Below are 17671 nucleotides of genomic sequence, written 5' to 3'. Positions count from 1 at the left end.
GAGGCGGGGCGCGCCGGCGACGCTAGGCTTCGCCCCGTGAAGGATATCGCGGCGACCGCGACGCTCGTCCTTTCGTTCGCCGCCTGGGTGACCACCCACGTCGCGCTGGCCGCGCGGCTCGCGCTCCGGAGCCAGCCGCGCTGGCGCGGGCTCGTCGCGCTGGTGGTGCCGCCGCTCGCGCCGATGTACGGCTTCCGGCTGGGGTGGCGGCGGACGAGCACCCTGTGGCTCGTATGGCTCATCGTGTACGTGCTCGCGCTCCTCGTCGCGCGGGCGTGAGGAGCGGGGCGTGGCGCCTGACGTGAAGGCTGACGACGTGAGCGCGGGAATGACGGCGAAGCGGCGCCCGGGCGCGCCGCCCGCGATCCTCGTCGGCACGATGAACTTCGGCGGCCGCACGCCGCCCGAGGAGGCCGAGCGCATCACCCTGCGCGCGCTCGATCGAGGGATCACCGCGTTCGACACGGCCAACCTCTACCAGGACGGCGCGTCCGAGCGGATCCTCGGCCGGGCGCTCCGGGGCCGCCGGGCCGAGGCGCAGATCGCCACCAAGGTCGGCCTGCGCCGCCTCCGGGGCAGGCCCGAGGGGCTCGGGCGCGAGCGCGTGATCCGCGCCGTCGAGGAGAGCCTCGCGCGCCTCGGCACCGACCACGTCGACGTCTGCTATCTCCACGCGCCGGACCCGGAGACGCCCATCGAGGAGACGCTGTCGGCGATCGACGCCCTGCTCGAGCAGGGGAAGATCCTGCAGTACGGGGTCTCTAACTTCGCGTCGTGGCAGATCCTCGAGATCATCGCGCGCCGCGACGCCGTCGGGAGGCCGCGCCCCGCCGTCTCTCAGGTGCTCTACAACGCGCTGATCCGTCAGCTCGACGTCGAGTACGCCGCCTTCGCGCGGCGGTACGCGCTGGCCACCGCGGTGTACAACCCGCTCGCCGGCGGGCTCTTGACGGGGCGGCACGCCGGGCCGGAGGCGACGCAGGCGGGCTCGCGCTTCGAGGGCAACGGCCTCTACCAGCGCCGGTACTGGAGCAGGCGCATGTTCGAGCTCGCGGCCGGCTACGCCGCGATCGCGGCGGACGAGGGAACGAGCCTGATCTCGCTGTCGTACGCCTGGCTCGCGGGGCGCGACGTCGTCGACTCCATCCTGGTCGGCCCGGTCCGGGCAGAGCACCTCGATGCGGCGGCCGACGCCGTCGCGCGCCCGCTCTCGAAGGAGGCGGCGCGGCGCATGGACGCGCTCTACCGCGATCACCTGGGCACCGACGCGAGCTACGCGCGATGATCGATCTCCTGCTGCCCGAGGCCAGGGATCTCGATCTCGCGGTCCCCCTGGCCGACTACGCCGCCCGCGGCCACGCCCGCCTCGGGCGCGTGATGACCGACGCGGGGCTCGCGGCCCTGCGCGCGCGCTCGGATGACCTGATGCTCGGGCGCGTCACGTACCCCGGGCTCTTCTTCCAGCACGACGCCGCGTCGGGCCGCTACGAGGATCTGCCGTACGGCAAGGGCTACCAGGGGCCGAGCACGTCGTACCGGAAGCTCGAGAAGCTCGAGAAGGATCCGCTGTTCCTCGCCTGGATCGAGAACCCGCTCTTCGAGAGGATCGCGCGCGCGCTCATCGAGGGAGAGGTCTCCATCTACCGGGCCGTGCTCTTCAACAAGGCCGCGTCGGGAGGGACGCCGCTGCCCTGGCACCAGGACGGCGGCAGCTACTGGGGGCTGGATCGCGACCCCGAGCTGCAGATCTGGACCGCGCTCGACGACGCCCCCACAGGCGGCGGTTGCGTGGAGGTGCTGGAAGGCAGCCACATCGACGGGCTCGCGACGCCGCTCGGCGGCGTCGTTCCGAGCGACCGCGTGCGCGCGGCCGACGCGGACGCCCGCAAGATCGCGCTGCCGGCGCGCGCGGGCGAGGCCCTGCTGATCCACAACTACCTCTGGCACTGCTCCGCCGTGAACCGGAGCGGCCAGCCGCGCCGGGCCTTCACGGTCTGCTACATGAGCAGGGCGACCCGATGCCTCCGGAAGAAGAAGGCCCCACGCACGTTCACGCCGGTGTTCTGAGCTCCCCCGGGCAGGCGGCCCCGGCGCGGTCGGCGGCCCCCGCTCGCCAGCCCTCCCCCTCCCCGGCTTCGCCGGGGGGGTTTTCCGGCCGGCGTCGATGTTTCGAGAATTTTTCGAGCTGGTGTCGCGTCCAGTTTGCACCCGTGTCGTAAGGACGGACGCCTGCAGCCGCGGCAAAGTGCCGCACCCCCGCGGCGGCCTGCCGCGACGTGGACCTTCAGTTATCCACAGCGGCAATCTGCCGCAGTCACGCGGCACTTTGCCGTCTTGTCGCACCCCGCCAGCAAGCCATAACTGCGCCCGCGCGTCCCTCCGACGCCCACCACAACCCTATGGCGCGGTTCCTGTTCCCACGATGGGCCAACAAAGTGGTTCCGTTGGGGCTGCTCTTCGGAGTCCTGCCCCTCGGCGCCGCTGTGATCGGCGGATTCTGGTACTACGGTACCAACAAACATATCGAGGTTGGGTATCAGCCGGATCAACCGGTTGACTATTCCCACAAGCTGCACGCCGGCGACCTCGGTATCGACTGCCGCTACTGTCACAGCACAGTAGAGGTCTCCAGCTTCGCCGCAGTTCCCCCCACCGAGACGTGCATGAACTGTCATGCCAAGGTGCGGCGGGACAGCGAAAAGCTCCTCCTGGTCCAGGAGAGCTGGGCGACGGATCAACCCATCCCCTGGGTGCGCGTCCACAACCTGCCGGACTACGCCTATTTCGACCACTCGGCCCACCTGGCCGCAGGGGTCGGCTGCGTGAGCTGTCACGGCCGCGTGGACCAGATGCACAAGGTCCGGCAGGTCCAGCCGCTCTCGATGGGATGGTGCCTGGACTGCCACCGCAATCCGGGTCCCAACCTCCGCAATCCCGCCGACGTCACCAAGATGGATATGGCACCCGCGACGGCCGCCATGGCGGGCGCCGGCATCCCGGCGAGCCACGAGCCTTACAACGATCGCGTGCCAGCGGTCACTTCCTCCGGGCGGCAGGTGCAGGCGCCGCTTCACTGCTCGGGGTGCCACCGATGAGTAAACGAACTCCTCTCCCCCTCGCCCAGGACCTCTCTGGAAAGACCTACTGGCGCAGCTTGAACGAGCTCTCCGGCTCGCCCGACTTCGTCGACGCGCTCGGGCGCGAGTTCCCGCCGGCCGCGTTCGAGCCGCCGGAGGGCGTCGGGCGGCGCACGTTCCTGAGCCTCATGGGCGCGTCGCTCGCGCTCGGTGGCCTCGTGGGCTGCCGCCGGCCCGTCGAGCAGATCCTGCCGTACTCGCGGACCCCGGAGGAGGTCATCCCGGGCAAGCCACTGTTCTTCGCGACGGCGCTCCCGATGATGGGCACGGCCTTCGGCGTCATCGTCGAGAGCCACGAGGGGCGGCCCACCAAGATCGAGGGCAACCCGAAGCACCCCGAGAGCCTCGGCAGCACCACCCTCTATACCCAGGCCGCGGTCCTCGACCTCTACGATCCCGATCGCAGCAAGTCGCCGCGCGAGGGCGCGAACGAGAAGTCCTGGGACGACGCCGCGGCGTTCCTCCGCACCGAGGGCGACAAGCTCCGCGGCCGCGGCGGCAAGGGGCTCACGATCCTGACCGAGGCGCACCGGTCGCCGACGCTGGCCGCGCGCCTCGCGGATCTCCGCAAGACGCTGCCCGAGGCGCGCGTCGTCCGGTACGAGCCCTTCTCGCGCGACGCCGCGCGGGAGGGCGCGCGGCTCGCGTTCGGCAAGCCGCTCGAGACCACGCTCGACCTGACGAAGGCGCGCGTGATCGTCGCGCTCGACGCCGACCTGTTCGCCTCCGACGGCAGCCCGCTCAAGCAGGCGCGCGCGTTCTCGGCGGGCCGCGCGGTCGACAAGGACCCGAAGGCGATGAACCGCCTCTACGCCGTCGAGAGCACCTTCACGATCACCGGCGCGGCCGCGGATCACCGGCTCCGCATCCAGAGCCGCAAGATCCCCGCCTTCGCCTTCGCCCTCGCGACCGAGCTCGGCAAGCGCGGGGTCGCGCTCGACGCGGAGCTGCTCAAGGCGCTCGAGGGCAAATCGGAGGGGCTCGACGCCAAGGCGACCCGGCACGTCGCCGCCATCGCCGCCGACCTCGCCGCCAACCGGGGCCAGGGCGCGGTCGTGGCCGGGCGCTCGCTGCCGAAGGAGGTCCACGGCCTCGTGCACCTCATCAACCTCGCCCTCGACAACACGGGCAAGGCGGTCCGGCTCGTCGCGCCCTTCGACGACTCGCGCGAGGGCCCCGAGGCGCTCGTCGAGCTCGCGCGCTCCATCGAGAAGAACGAGGTCGAGACGCTGATCATCCTGGGCGGCAACCCGGCCTTCGACGCGCCCGCGGACGCGCGCTTCGCCGACGCGCTCGCCAAGGTGGCCGTGAGCGTGCACGTCTCGACGCACGTCGACGAGACGAGCGAGCGCACCAAATGGCACCTGAACCGCGCCCATCCGCTGGAGTCGTGGAGCGACGTCCGGGCGGAGGACGGGACGGCCAGCGTCGCGCAGCCGCTCATCGCGCCGCTCTTCGGCGGCAGGACGGACGCCGAGGTCATCGAGCTCCTGCTCGGCGGCTCGCGGACGGCGTACGACCTGGTGCGGGCGACCTGGCTGACCGCCGAGGGCGCGAAGCGCACCGAGGACGACTTCCGCCGCGCGCTGCACGACGGCCTCGTCGCGGGCACCCAGCTCGTGGACGAGCAGGTGGCCGCCGCGGCGCAGGGCGCGATCGAGGCGCTGCGCGCGTTCGCGCCCGCCGCGGGCGAGGGCCTGGAGGTGACCTTCCGGCCCGACGTGCACGCGTGGGACGGCCGGTTCGCGAACAACGGGTGGCTCCAGGAGCTGCCCCACCCGATGACGAAGCTCACCTGGGGCAGCGCCGCGAACCTCTCGCCCTCGACGGCGGCGCGGCTCGGCCTGAAGGACGGCGACGTCGTGACGCTGACGGGCAGCGGCGCGTCGGTGCGGATCCCCGTCCTCGTTGCGCCGGGGCAGGCGGACGACTCGGTGGGTATCACCATCGGCCAGGGCCGGCGCGCGCAGCTCCGGGTCGGCCATGGCGTCGGCGTCGACACGACCCCGCTGCGGAAGAGCGACGCCTTCGAGCTCGCCGGCGGCTTCTCGCTGGAGAAGGCCGGCGAGGTGGTGGCGCTGGCGCGCACGCAGGAGCACTTCGTGATGGAGGGCCGCCCGCTCGCGCGCGAGGGGACGCTCGACGAGTTCCAGAAGGACACGGAGTTCGCCCAGAAGCAGGTGCACGTGCCGCCGCTGCTCAGCCTGTTCAAGGAGCCGAACCGGCGGCAGGGGCACGCGTGGGGCATGAGCATCGATCTCAACGCCTGCATCGGGTGCAACGCGTGCGTCGTCGCCTGCCAGGCCGAGAACAACATCCCGGTCGTCGGCGCCGAAGGCGTGCGCATGACGCGCGAGATGCACTGGCTCCGGATCGACCGCTACTTCCAGGGCACGGACCCGAACGAGCCGGAGAGCATCCAGCAGCCGCTCCCCTGCCAGCACTGCGAGAACGCGCCGTGCGAGCAGGTCTGCCCGGTCGCCGCCACGACGCACAGCCCCGAGGGGCTGAACGACATGGCGTACAACCGGTGCGTCGGCACGAAGTACTGCGCCAACAACTGCCCTTACAAGGTCCGTCGCTTCAACTTCCTCGAGTACGGCCAGCCGGACTCGGAGGAGCGGAAGATGCAGTTCAACCCCAACGTCACCGTCCGATCGCGGGGCGTCATGGAGAAGTGCACCTTCTGCGTGCAGCGGATCAACCACGCCAAGATCGACGCCAAGCGAGAGGGTCGGGACCACATCAAGGACGGCGAGATCGTGACCGCGTGCCAGGGCGCTTGCCCGACGCAGGCCATCGTCTTCGGCGACCTCGACGACGCCACGAGCCAGGTGGCCGCCACGTCCGCTAGCCCGCGCGGTTACAGGCTGCTGGACGAGATCAACACCAAGCCGCGGGTCACCTACCTCGCCAAGATTCGCAACAAGAACCCGGAGCTCGCCGACGCATGAGCGCCACAGCACCCCTCCAGGTCGACCACCCCCGGCTCTCGGACCGCGCCGCCCTCTTGGACGAGGCGCCCCTCGTGCAGGGGAAGGACGACTTCCGCTCTCTCACCGACAAGGTCTCGGGCATCATCCTCAGCAAGCGCCCCCCGGGGTGGCTCGTGCTGCTGTGCCTTGCCCTCAGCATCCTCCTTATCCTCGCCGGCTCGCTCGCTCACCTCGTCGGTACCGGTATCGGTATCTGGGGGCTGAACACCACGGTCAACTGGGCGTGGGACATCACCGGCTTCGTGTTCTGGGTCGGTATCGGCCACGCCGGCACGCTGATCAGCGCCATCCTCTTCCTCTTCCGCCAGAAGTGGAGGACGAGCATCAACCGGGCCGCGGAGGCGATGACGATCTTCGCGGTCGCGTGCGCCGCCATCTACCCGGTGGCCCACCTGGGCCGGATCTGGTTCGCCCACTGGCTGTTCCCGATCCCGAACCAGATGAGCATCTGGCCGAACTTCAAGAGCCCGCTGCTCTGGGACGTGTTCGCCGTCTCGACCTACGCGACGGTCTCGACCCTGTTCTGGTTCGTCGGGCTCATCCCTGATCTCGCCACGATCCGCGACCGGGCCACGACCCGGACGAAGCAGATCGTCTTCGGGATCCTCTGTCTCGGCTGGCGCGGCTCGCACCGCCACTGGCTGCACTACGAGAAGGCCTACCTGATCTTCGCCGGGCTCTCGACGCCGCTCGTGCTCAGCGTGCACACGATCGTGTCGTTCGACTTCGCCGTCTCGATCGTCCCCGGCTGGCACACGACGATCTTCCCGCCGTACTTCGTCGCGGGCGCCATCTTCAGCGGGTTCGCGATGGTCGTCACGCTGATGGTGTTCGCGCGGAAGGCGTTCGGCCTCGAGGGCCTCATCACGATGCGGCACCTCGAGAACATGAACAAGGTCATCGTCGCGACCGGCACCATGGTCGGTTACGCGTACGGGATGGAGCTCTTCATCGCCTGGTACAGCGGCAACGGCTACGAGCAGTTCGCCTTCCGGAACCGCATCCTCGGCCCGTACGCCTGGGCCTACTGGACCATGGTGAGCTGCAACGTGATCTTCCCGCAGCTCTTCTGGTTCAAGAAGGTGCGCACCAGCATCCCCGCGATGTTCATCCTCTCGATCCTGGTCAACATCGGGATGTGGTTCGAGCGCTTCGTCATCATCGTGACGAGCCTCCACCGCGACTTCCTCCCCTCGAGCTGGACCTACTTCCGCCCGACCATCTGGGACATCTCGACGTTCTTCGGTTCGTTCGGCCTCTTCTTCACGCTCTTCCTGCTGTTCGTCCGCTACCTGCCGATGGTCGCGATCAGCGAGGTGAAGGGGGTCACGGCGGCGGCCGATCCTCACGGCTCGCACAGCAACGACGAGGCTCATCATGCAGCGTAACAGCGATGCCCGACGCCAGAAGCGCTCCGGGAAGCCCGCCTCGGCCGAGGAGGCACGAGCGCACAAGGGCTCCGCGCGCGACAGCCAGCCCGACATCGAGCCGCAGGGCCACGTGCCCGAGGACGACGCGGAGTACTCCGAGCCCCACGACAGCGGGCCGCACGGTCAGGCCGCGCTCTCGATCGAGCGCAAGCTGGAGCGCAAGGCCGAGCAGGAGGCGGACGGGGAGTCTGCCCTGTTCGGGATCATGGGCTACTTCACGAGCCCGAAGGACATCTATCACGCGTGCGAGGCGCTCCGGGACGCCGGGTACAGCCGCTTCGACGCGCACACGCCGTTCCCCGTGCACGGGCTGGAGAAGGCGATGGGGCTCAAGCCGTCTCCGCTGCCGTGGCTCGTGCTCGGCGGCGGCACGGCGGGGCTCGCCAGCGCCATCGCGCTCGCCTGGTACACGCAGTACTACGACTATCCGCTCATCATCAGCGGCAAGCAGTCTTTCTCGTACCAGGCCTTCATCCCCATCTTCTTCGAGCTCACGGTCCTCTTCGCGGCGCTCACGTGCTTCTTCGGGCTCTTCGCGCTCGGGCGCCTGCCCACCTTGTTCCACCCCACCATGACGCACCCCTCGTTCCCGCGCGCGACCGACGACGCCTTCTTCATCAGCGTCGAGGCGAGCGACCCGAAGTTCGATTCCACGGAGACGCGCAGCCTCCTCCAGCGCCTCGGCGCCCAGAGCATCCGGGAGGTCTCGTCGTGAAGCGCTGGAGCATTCCCCTCCTCCTCGTCCTGGCAGGCTGCCGTGGACAGGCGAGCAGCGATCCGCCGATCCACGTCTTCGGAGACATGGACTGGCAGCCCAAGTTCCAGCCCGAGGAGGGCACGCGCTTGTTCCCCGACGGGCGGGCGATGCGGCCGATCGTCGAGGGCACGGTGGCCCAGGGATCGCTCGACGAGAGCGAGGCCTTCCGCACCGGCAAGGAGAAGGACGGCGAGACGTTCCTGGCGCTTGCGCCCATCACCGTCGATGAGGCGGTGATCCGGCGCGGCCAGGATCGCTTCCACATCTACTGCACCCCGTGCCACGACCACAGCGGGAGCGGCCAGGGCATGGTGGTGAAGCGCGGATACCCGCCCCCCATCGACCTCGCGTCGGACCGGGCCCTCGGCCTGCCCGACGGCGAGATCTTCAACGTCATCACGAACGGCGTGCGCAACATGCCGGCTTATCGGAAGCAGATCCCGGTCAAGGACCGGTGGGCGATCGTCACGTGGGTGCGCGTGCTGCAGCACAGCCAGCACGCGCACATCGACGACGTGCCCGAGGCCCAGCGGGGCAACATCGCGAAGGAGAGCGGAACTCCATGAAGTCCCACGGAAGTGCTCTGGCCGAGGACACGAAGGTCCTCGATCCGGCGGTCGCGAAGCGGCTCGTCTCGGGGAGCATGGCGCTGGCGATCGTCGGCGTGGTGCTCTCGGCGGCGGCGGCGGTGACTGACACGAAGCGCTTTGCGTTCTCGTACCTCACCGGCTTCACGTGGCTCGTGACGATCGCGCTCGGCGCGCTGTTCTTCGTGATCATCCAGCACCTGACCCGCGCGCGCTGGTCGGCGGCCGCGCGCCGCCACATGGAGTGGATGAGCGGCATCCTGCCCGCCTGCATCGTGCTGTTCCTCCCGGTCGCGGTGCTCGCCCACGACATCTACCATCACTGGATGGGGCCCGACGCCGCGAACGATCATGTGCTCCACCAGAAGGCGCCCTACCTGAACCCGACCTTCTTCTACATTCGCGCCGTGGTGTTCCTCGCGGCGTGGGCGGGCCTCGCGCTCTGGTTTATCAAGACCTCCCGCGCGCAGGACAAGAGCGCCGATTTCCGGCCCACCGCGAGGATGCGCGCCGGAGCGGCCCCGGCCGTCATCGTCTTCGCCCTGACCATCTCGTTCGCGGCGTTCGACTGGCTGATGAGCATCGACCCGCACTGGTACTCGACGATCTTCGGCGTCTACGTGTTCGCCGGCTCGGCCACGAGCTCCCTCTCGGCGCTCGCGCTGATCACGATCGCGCTCCACAAGGCGGGGCTCCTGCGCAAGGTGAGCAACGTCGAGCGCCAGCACGACATCGGCAAGCTGCTCTTCGGTTTCACGATCTTCTGGGCCTACATCGCGTTCTCGCAGTTCATCCTGATCTGGTACGCGAACATCCCCGAGGAGACGATCTTCTACCGCCACCGCTGGGAGGGCTCGTGGCACGTCGTGAGCCTGGCCTTGCTGTTCGGGCACTTCGTCATCCCGTTCCTCGTCCTCCTGTCGCGACACGCGAAGCGGAGCCCGCTCGTGCTCGGCGCGGCGTCGGTGCTCCTCCTCGTGATGCACTATGTCGACCTCTACTGGCTCGTCATGCCGAACGTGGATCACCACCTGCACCTGAGCTGGATCGACCTCGCCGGCCTGCTCGGCCCGCTGGGCGTGGGAGCCTGGATGCTCGCGCTCCAGGCGGCCAAGAGCCCGCTGTATCCCCTGAACGACCCTCACCTTGCCGAAGCGGCTCGGATCGACAACCCGTAAGGAGCCGGCCATGAGCGAAGCGACCGACAACACAGCGACCGATCACGACGAGGCCCAGGCCGAGGCGGATCGACCGAACAACTCGCTCATCTTCGTGATCGTGATCGCCACGCTGTTCTCCATCGTGGTGACCGTGCTCTTCGTCAACGAGATCTTCAAGTCGACGATGGAGCACGAGATCTCGAGCAAGGTGCTCGAGCCGCCGAACAGCGCGCTCCGCGGCCTGCGGGCCATGGAGCAGGAGCGGCTCAGCCGCTACCAGTGGGCCGACGAGAAGAAGGGCGTCGTCCGCATCCCGGTCGATCAGGCCGTCGCGCTCACCCTGAAGGACTACCAGGAGAGGCGCGTGAGGAGCGCGGCCGCCCCCCCGGTGGAGATCCACACGATCCCGCACGGCGCTCAGCCCGCGGACGGCGCAGCGAAGCCCGACGAGGGCTCCGCCGCCGGCGAGCCGTCGAAGGCCGAGGACGCAGCGAAGCCGGGCGACAAGGACGCGGCGAAGCCCTCGGACGCCGCCAAGCCTGCTGGTACGGCCACGCCTGCGAAGCCTGCCGAGTCAGCCAAGCCCGCCGAGGCCGTGAAGCCCGCCAAGCCCGCGGACGCGAAGCCCGCCCAGCCTGCAGGCGCGGCGCCCAAGCCCGCGGCCCCGGCGACCCCCGCTCCGGAGCAGTGATGTCCCGCCCGCTGTCTGGCCTGCTCGCCGTTCTCGCGCTCGTGGTGGCCACGGTCACCCCGGCGCGGAGCGCGCGGGCCGCGGACACGACCATCCCCACCGAGCTCACCGGCATCGACATCGACGAGCGGCCGGGAGCCCTGCTCCCGCAGAAGCTCCGGCTCCGCGACCAGTCGGGGCAGGAGGTCGAGCTCGCCAGGTACGCGGCGGGGGACAAGCCCCTCGTCCTGGTGCTCGGTTACTTCGAGTGCCCGATGCTGTGCTCGCTGGTCCTGAACGGCGTGCTCCAGGCCATGAAGGAGAGCGCCTGGAGCGCGGGCAAGGAGTACCGCACCCTCGTCGTGAGCTTCGATCCCCGCGACACGCCCGAAGCCGGGCGCAAGAAGCGGGCGAACTACATCGAGGCGTACGGCAGGCCGGTCACCGGCGACGGCTTCGACTTCCTCGTCGGCGACGAGGCGTCGGTGCGCGCGCTCGCCGACGCGGTGGGCTTCCACTACCGGTGGGACGAGACGACGAAGCAGTACGCGCACGCGGCGGGCGCGTTCGTCTTCACGCCGGATGGACGCCTGTCGCGCACGCTCTACGGCATCTCCTTCCCACAGAAGAACTTCGGCCTCGCGCTGCGCGAAGCGGGCAGCGGGCAGGTCGGGAGCACCTGGGATCGCGTGCTCTTGTTCTGTTTTCACTACGATCCCAACGCCCGAGGGTACGTCCTGGCGACGAAGCGGCTGATGATGGCGTCAGGCGCGGTCACCGTCGTGGTCCTCGGGCTCTGGCTGATTCGCTTCTGGCGGACTGAACGCTCCCGCACGAGGGTGCGCGTAAACGAGGCTTCCTAGGTACAAGGTGGCGGAGCCACAACTATGGTGATGAAAAACCCGATCGAACTCGGCTCCTTCTGGCTGCCCCGCCAGGGCTCGACGCTCGCTGAGCGAATCGACTCCGCGTGGGCCGCGGCTTACTGGGTCTCCGTCCTCTTTTTCATCCTGGTGGCGGGGGCGACGGTCCTCTTCGCCATCAAGTACAAACGGCGCAGCGAGCGCGACAAGACGAGCCCCATCGACCACAGCACGACGGTCGAGGTCGTGTGGACGCTGATCCCGCTCGCCATCGTGATCTCGCTCTTCTTCGTGGGCATGCGCGGCTACGTGCACGCCTCCGTCGCGCCGGCCGAGGCCTACGAGATCAACGCCACGGGCGAGATGTACCTGTGGACGTTCACCTACCCCGACGGGACGACGACCGTGAACGAGCTCGCCGTGCCGCGGGGGCGTCCGGTGCGGATCATCCTGAGCTCGAAGGACATCCTCCACGCCTTCTTCATCCCGGAGTTCCGGGTGAAGCAGGACGTGGTCCCGGGCTCGTACACGTCGGTGTGGTTCGAGGCGACCGAGGCGCGCGAGACGGTGCTCCTGTGCGCCGAGTACTGCGGGTCCGGTCACTCCGACATGATGGCCACCGTCAAGGTGCTGGAGCCGTCGGACTTCGACAAGTGGCTCGAGGGCAACAACAACAGCGACCTGCCCCCCGAGGAGCTCGGCAAGCTGCTCTTCGCCAAGCGGAGCTGCGCGACCTGCCACTCGCTCGACGGGACGCGGATCCAGGGCCCGTCGCTCAAGGCCGTCTTCGGCCGCGAGGAGGAGCTCGCGGACGGGGCCAAGGTCGTCGTGGATGAGAACTACATCCGCGAGAGCCTGTTCAACCCCGGCGGCCAGGTCGTGCGCGGCTATCCGCCGGTGATGCCGTCGTTCAAGGGGCTCCTGAAGGACAAAGAAGTGGACGCGCTCATCGCTTATCTGAAGACGGTGAAGTGAGCGCCGGGGAGAAGCAGTCATGTCGCAGACCGTAACAACCCTCGACGTCAATACGGCACCCGACGGCGGCCACGGAACGGACTACATCCGGGCCCAGAGCGGGATCATGTCGTGGCTCACCACGGTCGATCACAAGCGGATCGGCCTGATGTACCTCATCAGCACGTTCATCGCGTTCGCGATGGGCGGCGTGTTCGCGCTCATCCTCCGGCTCGAGCTCCTGACGCCGAAGCAGACGATCATGAGCGCGAACACCTACAACCAGATGTTCACGCTGCACGGCGCGGTGATGACGTTCCTGTTCATCATCCCGAGCATCCCCGGCGCGCTCGGCAACTTCCTCCTGCCGATCATGATCGGCGCGAAGGACGTCGCCTTCCCCAAGCTGAACCTCCTCAGCCTGTACCTCTACTGGATCGGCGCCCTCTTCACGCTGTCGTCGCTCATCACGGGCGGCATCGACACCGGCTGGACGTTCTACGTGCCGTACTCGAGCACGGTGACCACGACGTCGGTCCTGAGCGTCACGTTCGGCGTGTTCATCCTGGGCTTCTCCAGCGTCCTCACGGGGCTGAACTTCATCGTCACGATGCACAAGCTCCGGGCGCCGGGGATGGGCTGGTACAAGATGCCGCTCATGCTCTGGGCGATCTACGCGACCAGCATCGTCCAGATCCTCGCCACGCCGGTCCTCGGCATCACGCTCCTCCTGCTCATCGCGGAGCGCGCGTTCCACATCGGCATCTTCGACCCGGCGCTCGGCGGCGACCCGGTGCTCTACCAGCACTTCTTCTGGTTCTACAGCCACCCGGCCGTCTACATCATGATCCTTCCGGGCATGGGCATCATCAACGAGCTCATCTCGGTCCACGCGCGGCGCAGGATCTTCGGGTACAAGGCGATCGCGTTCTCCAGCGTCGCCATCGCCCTGGTCGGCTTCCTCGTGTGGGGCCACCACATGTTCACCTCGGGCCAGAGCGAGTTCGCGGCCATCATGTTCTCGTTCCTGACCTTCCTCGTCGCCATCCCCAGCGGCGTGAAGGTCTTCAACTGGATCGCGACGCTGTGGCGCGGATCCATCAGCTACAGCGCGCCGATGCTGTACGCGCTGTCGTTCCTCATCCTCTTCTCGATCGGCGGGCTCACCGGCATCTTCCTCGGGATGCTCAGCGTCGACCTGCACCTGCACGACACGTACTTCGTGGTCGCGCACTTCCACTACGTGATGGTCGGCGGCACGGTCATCGCCTACATCGGCGGGCTCCACCACTGGTGGCCCAAGATCACCGGGAAGATGTACTCGGAGCGGCTCGCGACGATCTCCTGTGCGCTCGTCTTCATCGGCTTCAACGTGACGTTCTTCTCGCAGTTCATCATGGGTAGCCGCGGGATGCCGCGCCGCTACTACAACTACCTGGACCAGTTCCAGCCGCTGCACGCCTTCTCGACCGTGGGCTCGTGGATCCTGGGCCTCGGCTTCCTCGTGATGATCATCTGCTTCATCAAGTCGCTGCGCTCCGGCGCGCCGGCGCCGGCGAACCCCTGGGGCGGGCTCAGCCTCGAGTGGACCACCGCCTCCCCGCCCATCACCGAGAACTTCGTCCGCACCCCGATCGTCACCAAGGGCGCATACGACTTCAACACGGAGAACGCATGAGCGCGCACGCCGAGGCCGCCGACCGGCCGAACAAGGCAGGCCCGATCCTGTCCCCCGACTTCCACGTCGCCCATCATTTCGATTCTGCGGACACGCAGTTCGACGCCGGCAGGATGGGCATCTGGCTCTTCCTCGTCACGGAGATCCTGCTCTTCGGCGGGCTGTTCTGCGCGTTCGCCGTCTTCCGGACCTGGTTCTTCGACTCGTTCGTGGAGGCCCACCATCACCTCGACAAGGTGATGGGCGGCATCAACACGATCGTGCTCATCTGTTCCAGCCTCACGATGGCGCTCGCCGTCCGCTCTGCGCAGAGGAGCGACAAGAAGACCACCACCCGGCTGCTCGTGGTGACCCTGCTCTGCGCGGCCATGTTCCTTGTGATCAAGTACTTCGAGTACCAGCACAAGTTCCACGACGGCCTGCTGCCCGGGAAGTACTTCACCGCCCAGGGCTTCACCACGGCCCACGGGGGGACGTTCTTCGCCATCTACTTCATGATGACGGGCATCCACGGCCTGCACGTCGTCATCGGGATGGGGCTCATCACGTGGATCCTCATCCGCAACACGCGCGGTGAGTTCTCGAGCCGTTACTACTCGCCGGTCGAAGGGGTGGGGCTGTACTGGCACCTCGTCGACCTCATCTGGATCTATCTCTTCCCCCTGCTCTACCTGGTGGGCTGAGGCCTAGAGGACCGCATGTCGACACACGCAGAAGCAGCCGGCGCGCACGGGCACGGGCACGGCCATGGCCATGGCGCCGATCACGTGCCTCACGTCCTGCCGCTCAAGGTCTACATCGCCACGTGGCTCGCGCTGCTCGTGCTCACGGTCGCCACCGTGGGCGCGAGCTACGTCGACCTCGGCGCCGCCAACCTGGCGATCGCGATCATCATCGCGACGACGAAGGCGGGCGTCGTGGCGCTCATCTTCATGCACCTCAAGTGGGACCATAAGTTCCACGCCCTGATCTTCGCGTCGTCGCTCATCTTCCTGGCGATCTTCATCGGCTTCACGATGTTCGACACGGCCAACCGCGGCCGGGCCGAGCAGATCGAGGCCGAGCGGCCGGCGGACATCAAGGCGCCGTTCGACGGCAAGCGCGCCGCCGACGACTGGAGGATGAAGCGCTCGCACAAGGCGCCGCCGCCGCCCGAGCACGGCGCGCACGGCGGCGGAGCCGAAGAGGCCAAGTGACCGGCCCGGGGCCGAGCGCCCCGCCGGCACGAGGTCGGATGTAATCCGGCCAACAATCCCAAGTCACTGTATTTGCTGGGGTTTTTCCTGATAGCCCCAGGATGTGGGCCGGGGCGCACCTCGCGCGTGCTCGCGGCTTTCGTGCGCGGTACAAGGGAGCGGATGCAAGGCAACGTCGGAAGGTTGCTCCGGGATGGACGCCGGACACCTCGACCGCGCCCTGGAAAGCCCCTCTGTCCGCGCGCGGATGCAATCCTCCTTCCAGCCATGGTCGCTTGACGCAGGTCCCGACCCCGCCAAGAGCAGCGCGCCCCCGGCGGCGCGCCGGCGGCTCGCGGTCCTGCTCTCCGGGCCGAAGCCCCCGTCCTGGGACACCGCCGACAGGTGGCTGATCCAGCTGCGGTGGGGGGCGATCGCGGGGATGGTCGCGACCACGGTCGCTGGCAGGAAGCTCGTCCCCGACCTCGGGCTCGCTCCGTTGATCGTCGGCATCGCCGCGATCGCGGCGGCCAACATTGCCTGGACCTTCCGGGTCCAGCGCGCGCGCCGGACGGACGGGGGCGAGCCCTCGGGGCGCGAGCCCGCGCAGGATCACGCGCGCGCCCAGCTCGTGGGCGACGTGCTCGCGAACGCCTGGATGCTCTGGTTCTCGGGCGGGCTGGCGAACCCGTTCGCCGTCTTCCTCGCCTTCCACATCGCCCTCTCCGGCCTCCTCTGCCCGCGGCGCACGACCGTGCTCGTGGGCCTGTTGACGCTGGCCGCGATCGCCGTGCTCACGTACGCGGCGCCGCTGCCGCTCGACGCGGCGCCGCTCGGCGGCGAGCGCATCCGGCGGCTCGGCGACCTCGTGTCGCTCACGTCGCTGACGCTGTTCCTCGGCTTCTTCGTCGTCGTCTACGCGCACAGGCTCGAGGAGCTCCGGCAGCAGAGCCAGCGGAACGAGCGGCTGGCGATGCTCGGCCGCATGGTCGGCGGGATGTCGCACGAGCTCAGCACGCCGCTCGCGACGATCCTCCTCGCGAGCAAGGACCTCGTCGACGTGGCGCGGGAGACGGGCTCCGAGGACGCGGCGCGCATGGCCGAGACCGTGGCCGGCGAGGCGCGGCGCGCGAGCGACATCATCGGGCTGATGCGCGGCCAGATCCGGCTCGATCAGCGGCTGGAGCCGCTGGAGCTCACCCGCTTCGTGCGCGACCTGACGAAGGTCGAGCTCGCGCGGCTCGGCTACCGCGGCGCGCTCGCGTTCGACACGCCGCGGCCGGTGCAGGCGGACGTGCTGCGGCCGGCGCTCTGCCAGGTGCTCGTCAACCTGCTCGCCAACGCCGCCGAGGCGACGGCCGGCTCGGCCGAGCAGCGGATCGAGGTGAGCGTCGTCGAGCGCGGCGACGTCTGCGAGATCGCGGTCTCCGACAACGGGCCGGGGCTCAACCCCGACATCGCCGGGCGGCTCGGGGAGCCGTTCCAGACGACGAAGATGGAGCAGGGGGGCATGGGGCTCGGGCTCTACATCAGCTCGATGATGGCCTCCCGCATGAACGCGGTGCTGCGCATGGAGAGCGTCGAGACCGGCGGCGCGAAGGCGACCTTGCGCCTCCGCCTCGACGGGAGCACGGACCCCATGGACGCGGATCTCCCCGGCGCGCTGAAGCGCTCCGGGGCCGCCTGAGGTGAAGATGACGCGACGGATCGAGACGGCGCTCCTCGTGGACGACGACGACGCGTTCCGCACCACCCTGCAGGGCGCGCTGCGCCGCCGCGGGGTCGTGGCGAGGACCGCGGCGACGATCGACGAGGGGCTCGTGGCGCTCGAGTACGAGCCGGTGGACCTCGTGGTCATCGACTACCGCATGCCGCGCGGCGACGGGCTCAGCGCGCTCGCCCAGTACCGCAAGCTGCAGCCCGACGCGGCGATCGTGATGCTGACCGGGTTCGGGGACATCCCGCTCGCGGTGGCGGCGATGCGCGAGGGCGCCGACACGCTGCTCAGCAAGCCCGTCGACGCGGACAAGCTGCTGCGCGAGGCCGCGAACCTCCGGGACCGCCAGCGCCCCCCGCCCTCGGCGGCGCCGACGCCGCCGCCGGGGAGCCTGAAGCTCGACGATCTCGAGCGCGAGGCGATCCGCGCCGCGCTGAGGGAGTCGGGCGGCGTGGTGGCCACCGCGGCGAAGCTGCTGGGGATCGATCGGCGGACGCTGCAGCGGAAGCTGAAGAAGCTCAGTTAGCTCCGCCCACCAGGAGCCCGG

At 69.0% G+C, this 17671-nt stretch carries 17 protein-coding genes; all 17 read left to right on the top strand.

Annotated elements, in window-relative coordinates; translation table 11 throughout:
• Nucleotides 1-36: 36 nt before the first annotated feature.
• The 17 genes from POL72_RS41770 (at nucleotide 37) to POL72_RS41690 (ending at nucleotide 17650) form a co-directional block, all read left to right on the top strand.
• Nucleotides 37-279, top strand: coding sequence for a hypothetical protein (locus POL72_RS41770; protein WP_012240189.1), 243 nt, complete (start codon nucleotides 37-39; stop codon nucleotides 277-279).
• A gap of 10 nt (nucleotides 280-289) precedes the next feature.
• A complete protein-coding gene (locus tag POL72_RS41765; protein WP_272102447.1) occupies nucleotides 290-1285 on the top strand; it encodes an aldo/keto reductase in 996 nt (331 codons plus the stop codon).
• Entirely contained in the window at nucleotides 1282-2067 is a 786-nt protein-coding gene (locus POL72_RS41760; RefSeq protein ID WP_272102445.1) for a phytanoyl-CoA dioxygenase family protein, read from the top strand. Before POL72_RS41765 ends, POL72_RS41760 begins: the two co-directional genes overlap by 4 nt.
• Before the next feature lie 596 nt (nucleotides 2068-2663).
• Complete coding sequence (locus POL72_RS41755; RefSeq protein ID WP_272102444.1) at nucleotides 2664-3095, top strand: cytochrome c3 family protein; 432 nt, start codon at nucleotides 2664-2666, stop codon at nucleotides 3093-3095.
• On the top strand, nucleotides 3092-6091 hold the full coding sequence (locus tag POL72_RS41750; protein WP_272102443.1) for a TAT-variant-translocated molybdopterin oxidoreductase: 3000 nt from the start codon (nucleotides 3092-3094) through the stop codon (nucleotides 6089-6091). Before POL72_RS41755 ends, POL72_RS41750 begins: the two co-directional genes overlap by 4 nt.
• Nucleotides 6088-7521 carry an NrfD/PsrC family molybdoenzyme membrane anchor subunit gene (gene nrfD, locus POL72_RS41745; RefSeq protein ID WP_272102442.1) on the top strand — a complete coding sequence of 478 codons (1434 nt, stop codon included), beginning with the start codon at nucleotides 6088-6090 and terminating at the stop codon, nucleotides 7519-7521. Before POL72_RS41750 ends, nrfD begins: the two co-directional genes overlap by 4 nt.
• Complete coding sequence (locus POL72_RS41740; RefSeq protein ID WP_272102441.1) at nucleotides 7511-8278, top strand: DUF3341 domain-containing protein; 768 nt, start codon at nucleotides 7511-7513, stop codon at nucleotides 8276-8278. The genes nrfD and POL72_RS41740 overlap by 11 nt, the downstream gene beginning before the upstream one ends.
• Nucleotides 8275-8886: a c-type cytochrome gene (locus POL72_RS41735; RefSeq protein ID WP_272102440.1), complete on the top strand. Its 612-nt coding sequence runs from the start codon at nucleotides 8275-8277 to the stop codon at nucleotides 8884-8886. Before POL72_RS41740 ends, POL72_RS41735 begins: the two co-directional genes overlap by 4 nt.
• The gene (locus POL72_RS41730) at nucleotides 8883-10085 is read left to right on the top strand and encodes a hypothetical protein (protein ID WP_272102439.1); all 1203 of its coding nucleotides are present in this window, start codon (nucleotides 8883-8885) and stop codon (nucleotides 10083-10085) included. The genes POL72_RS41735 and POL72_RS41730 overlap by 4 nt, the downstream gene beginning before the upstream one ends.
• 10 nt (nucleotides 10086-10095) lie before the next feature.
• A complete protein-coding gene (locus POL72_RS41725) occupies nucleotides 10096-10758 on the top strand; it encodes a prolipoprotein diacylglyceryl transferase (RefSeq protein WP_272102438.1) in 663 nt (220 codons plus the stop codon).
• On the top strand, nucleotides 10758-11600 hold the full coding sequence (locus POL72_RS41720; RefSeq protein WP_272102437.1) for an SCO family protein: 843 nt from the start codon (nucleotides 10758-10760) through the stop codon (nucleotides 11598-11600). The genes POL72_RS41725 and POL72_RS41720 overlap by 1 nt, the downstream gene beginning before the upstream one ends.
• A 30-nt stretch (nucleotides 11601-11630) precedes the next feature.
• Entirely contained in the window at nucleotides 11631-12575 is a 945-nt protein-coding gene (coxB, locus tag POL72_RS41715) for a cytochrome c oxidase subunit II (RefSeq protein WP_272102436.1), read from the top strand.
• A 19-nt stretch (nucleotides 12576-12594) separates the two neighbouring features.
• Nucleotides 12595-14232: a cytochrome c oxidase subunit I gene (gene ctaD, locus POL72_RS41710; protein WP_272102435.1), complete on the top strand. Its 1638-nt coding sequence runs from the start codon at nucleotides 12595-12597 to the stop codon at nucleotides 14230-14232.
• Nucleotides 14229-14915, top strand: a complete 687-nt coding sequence (locus POL72_RS41705; RefSeq protein WP_272102434.1) for a cytochrome c oxidase subunit 3 family protein — start codon at nucleotides 14229-14231, stop codon at nucleotides 14913-14915. Before ctaD ends, POL72_RS41705 begins: the two co-directional genes overlap by 4 nt.
• A 15-nt stretch (nucleotides 14916-14930) precedes the next feature.
• Nucleotides 14931-15428: a cytochrome C oxidase subunit IV family protein gene (locus POL72_RS41700; protein WP_272102433.1), complete on the top strand. Its 498-nt coding sequence runs from the start codon at nucleotides 14931-14933 to the stop codon at nucleotides 15426-15428.
• Between the two features lie 193 nt (nucleotides 15429-15621).
• Nucleotides 15622-17094, top strand: a complete 1473-nt coding sequence (locus POL72_RS41695; RefSeq protein WP_272102432.1) for a sensor histidine kinase — start codon at nucleotides 15622-15624, stop codon at nucleotides 17092-17094.
• Between the two features lie 7 nt (nucleotides 17095-17101).
• Complete coding sequence (locus POL72_RS41690) at nucleotides 17102-17650, top strand: response regulator transcription factor (protein ID WP_272102431.1); 549 nt, start codon at nucleotides 17102-17104, stop codon at nucleotides 17648-17650.
• Nucleotides 17651-17671: the final 21 nt, after the last annotated feature.

The sequence above is a fragment of the Sorangium aterium genome, assembly GCF_028368935.1.
In the GTDB taxonomy this organism is placed as follows: Bacteria; Myxococcota_A; Polyangia; order Polyangiales; family Polyangiaceae; genus Sorangium; species Sorangium atrum.
This window is presented reverse-complemented; position numbering and strand designations above follow the sequence as displayed.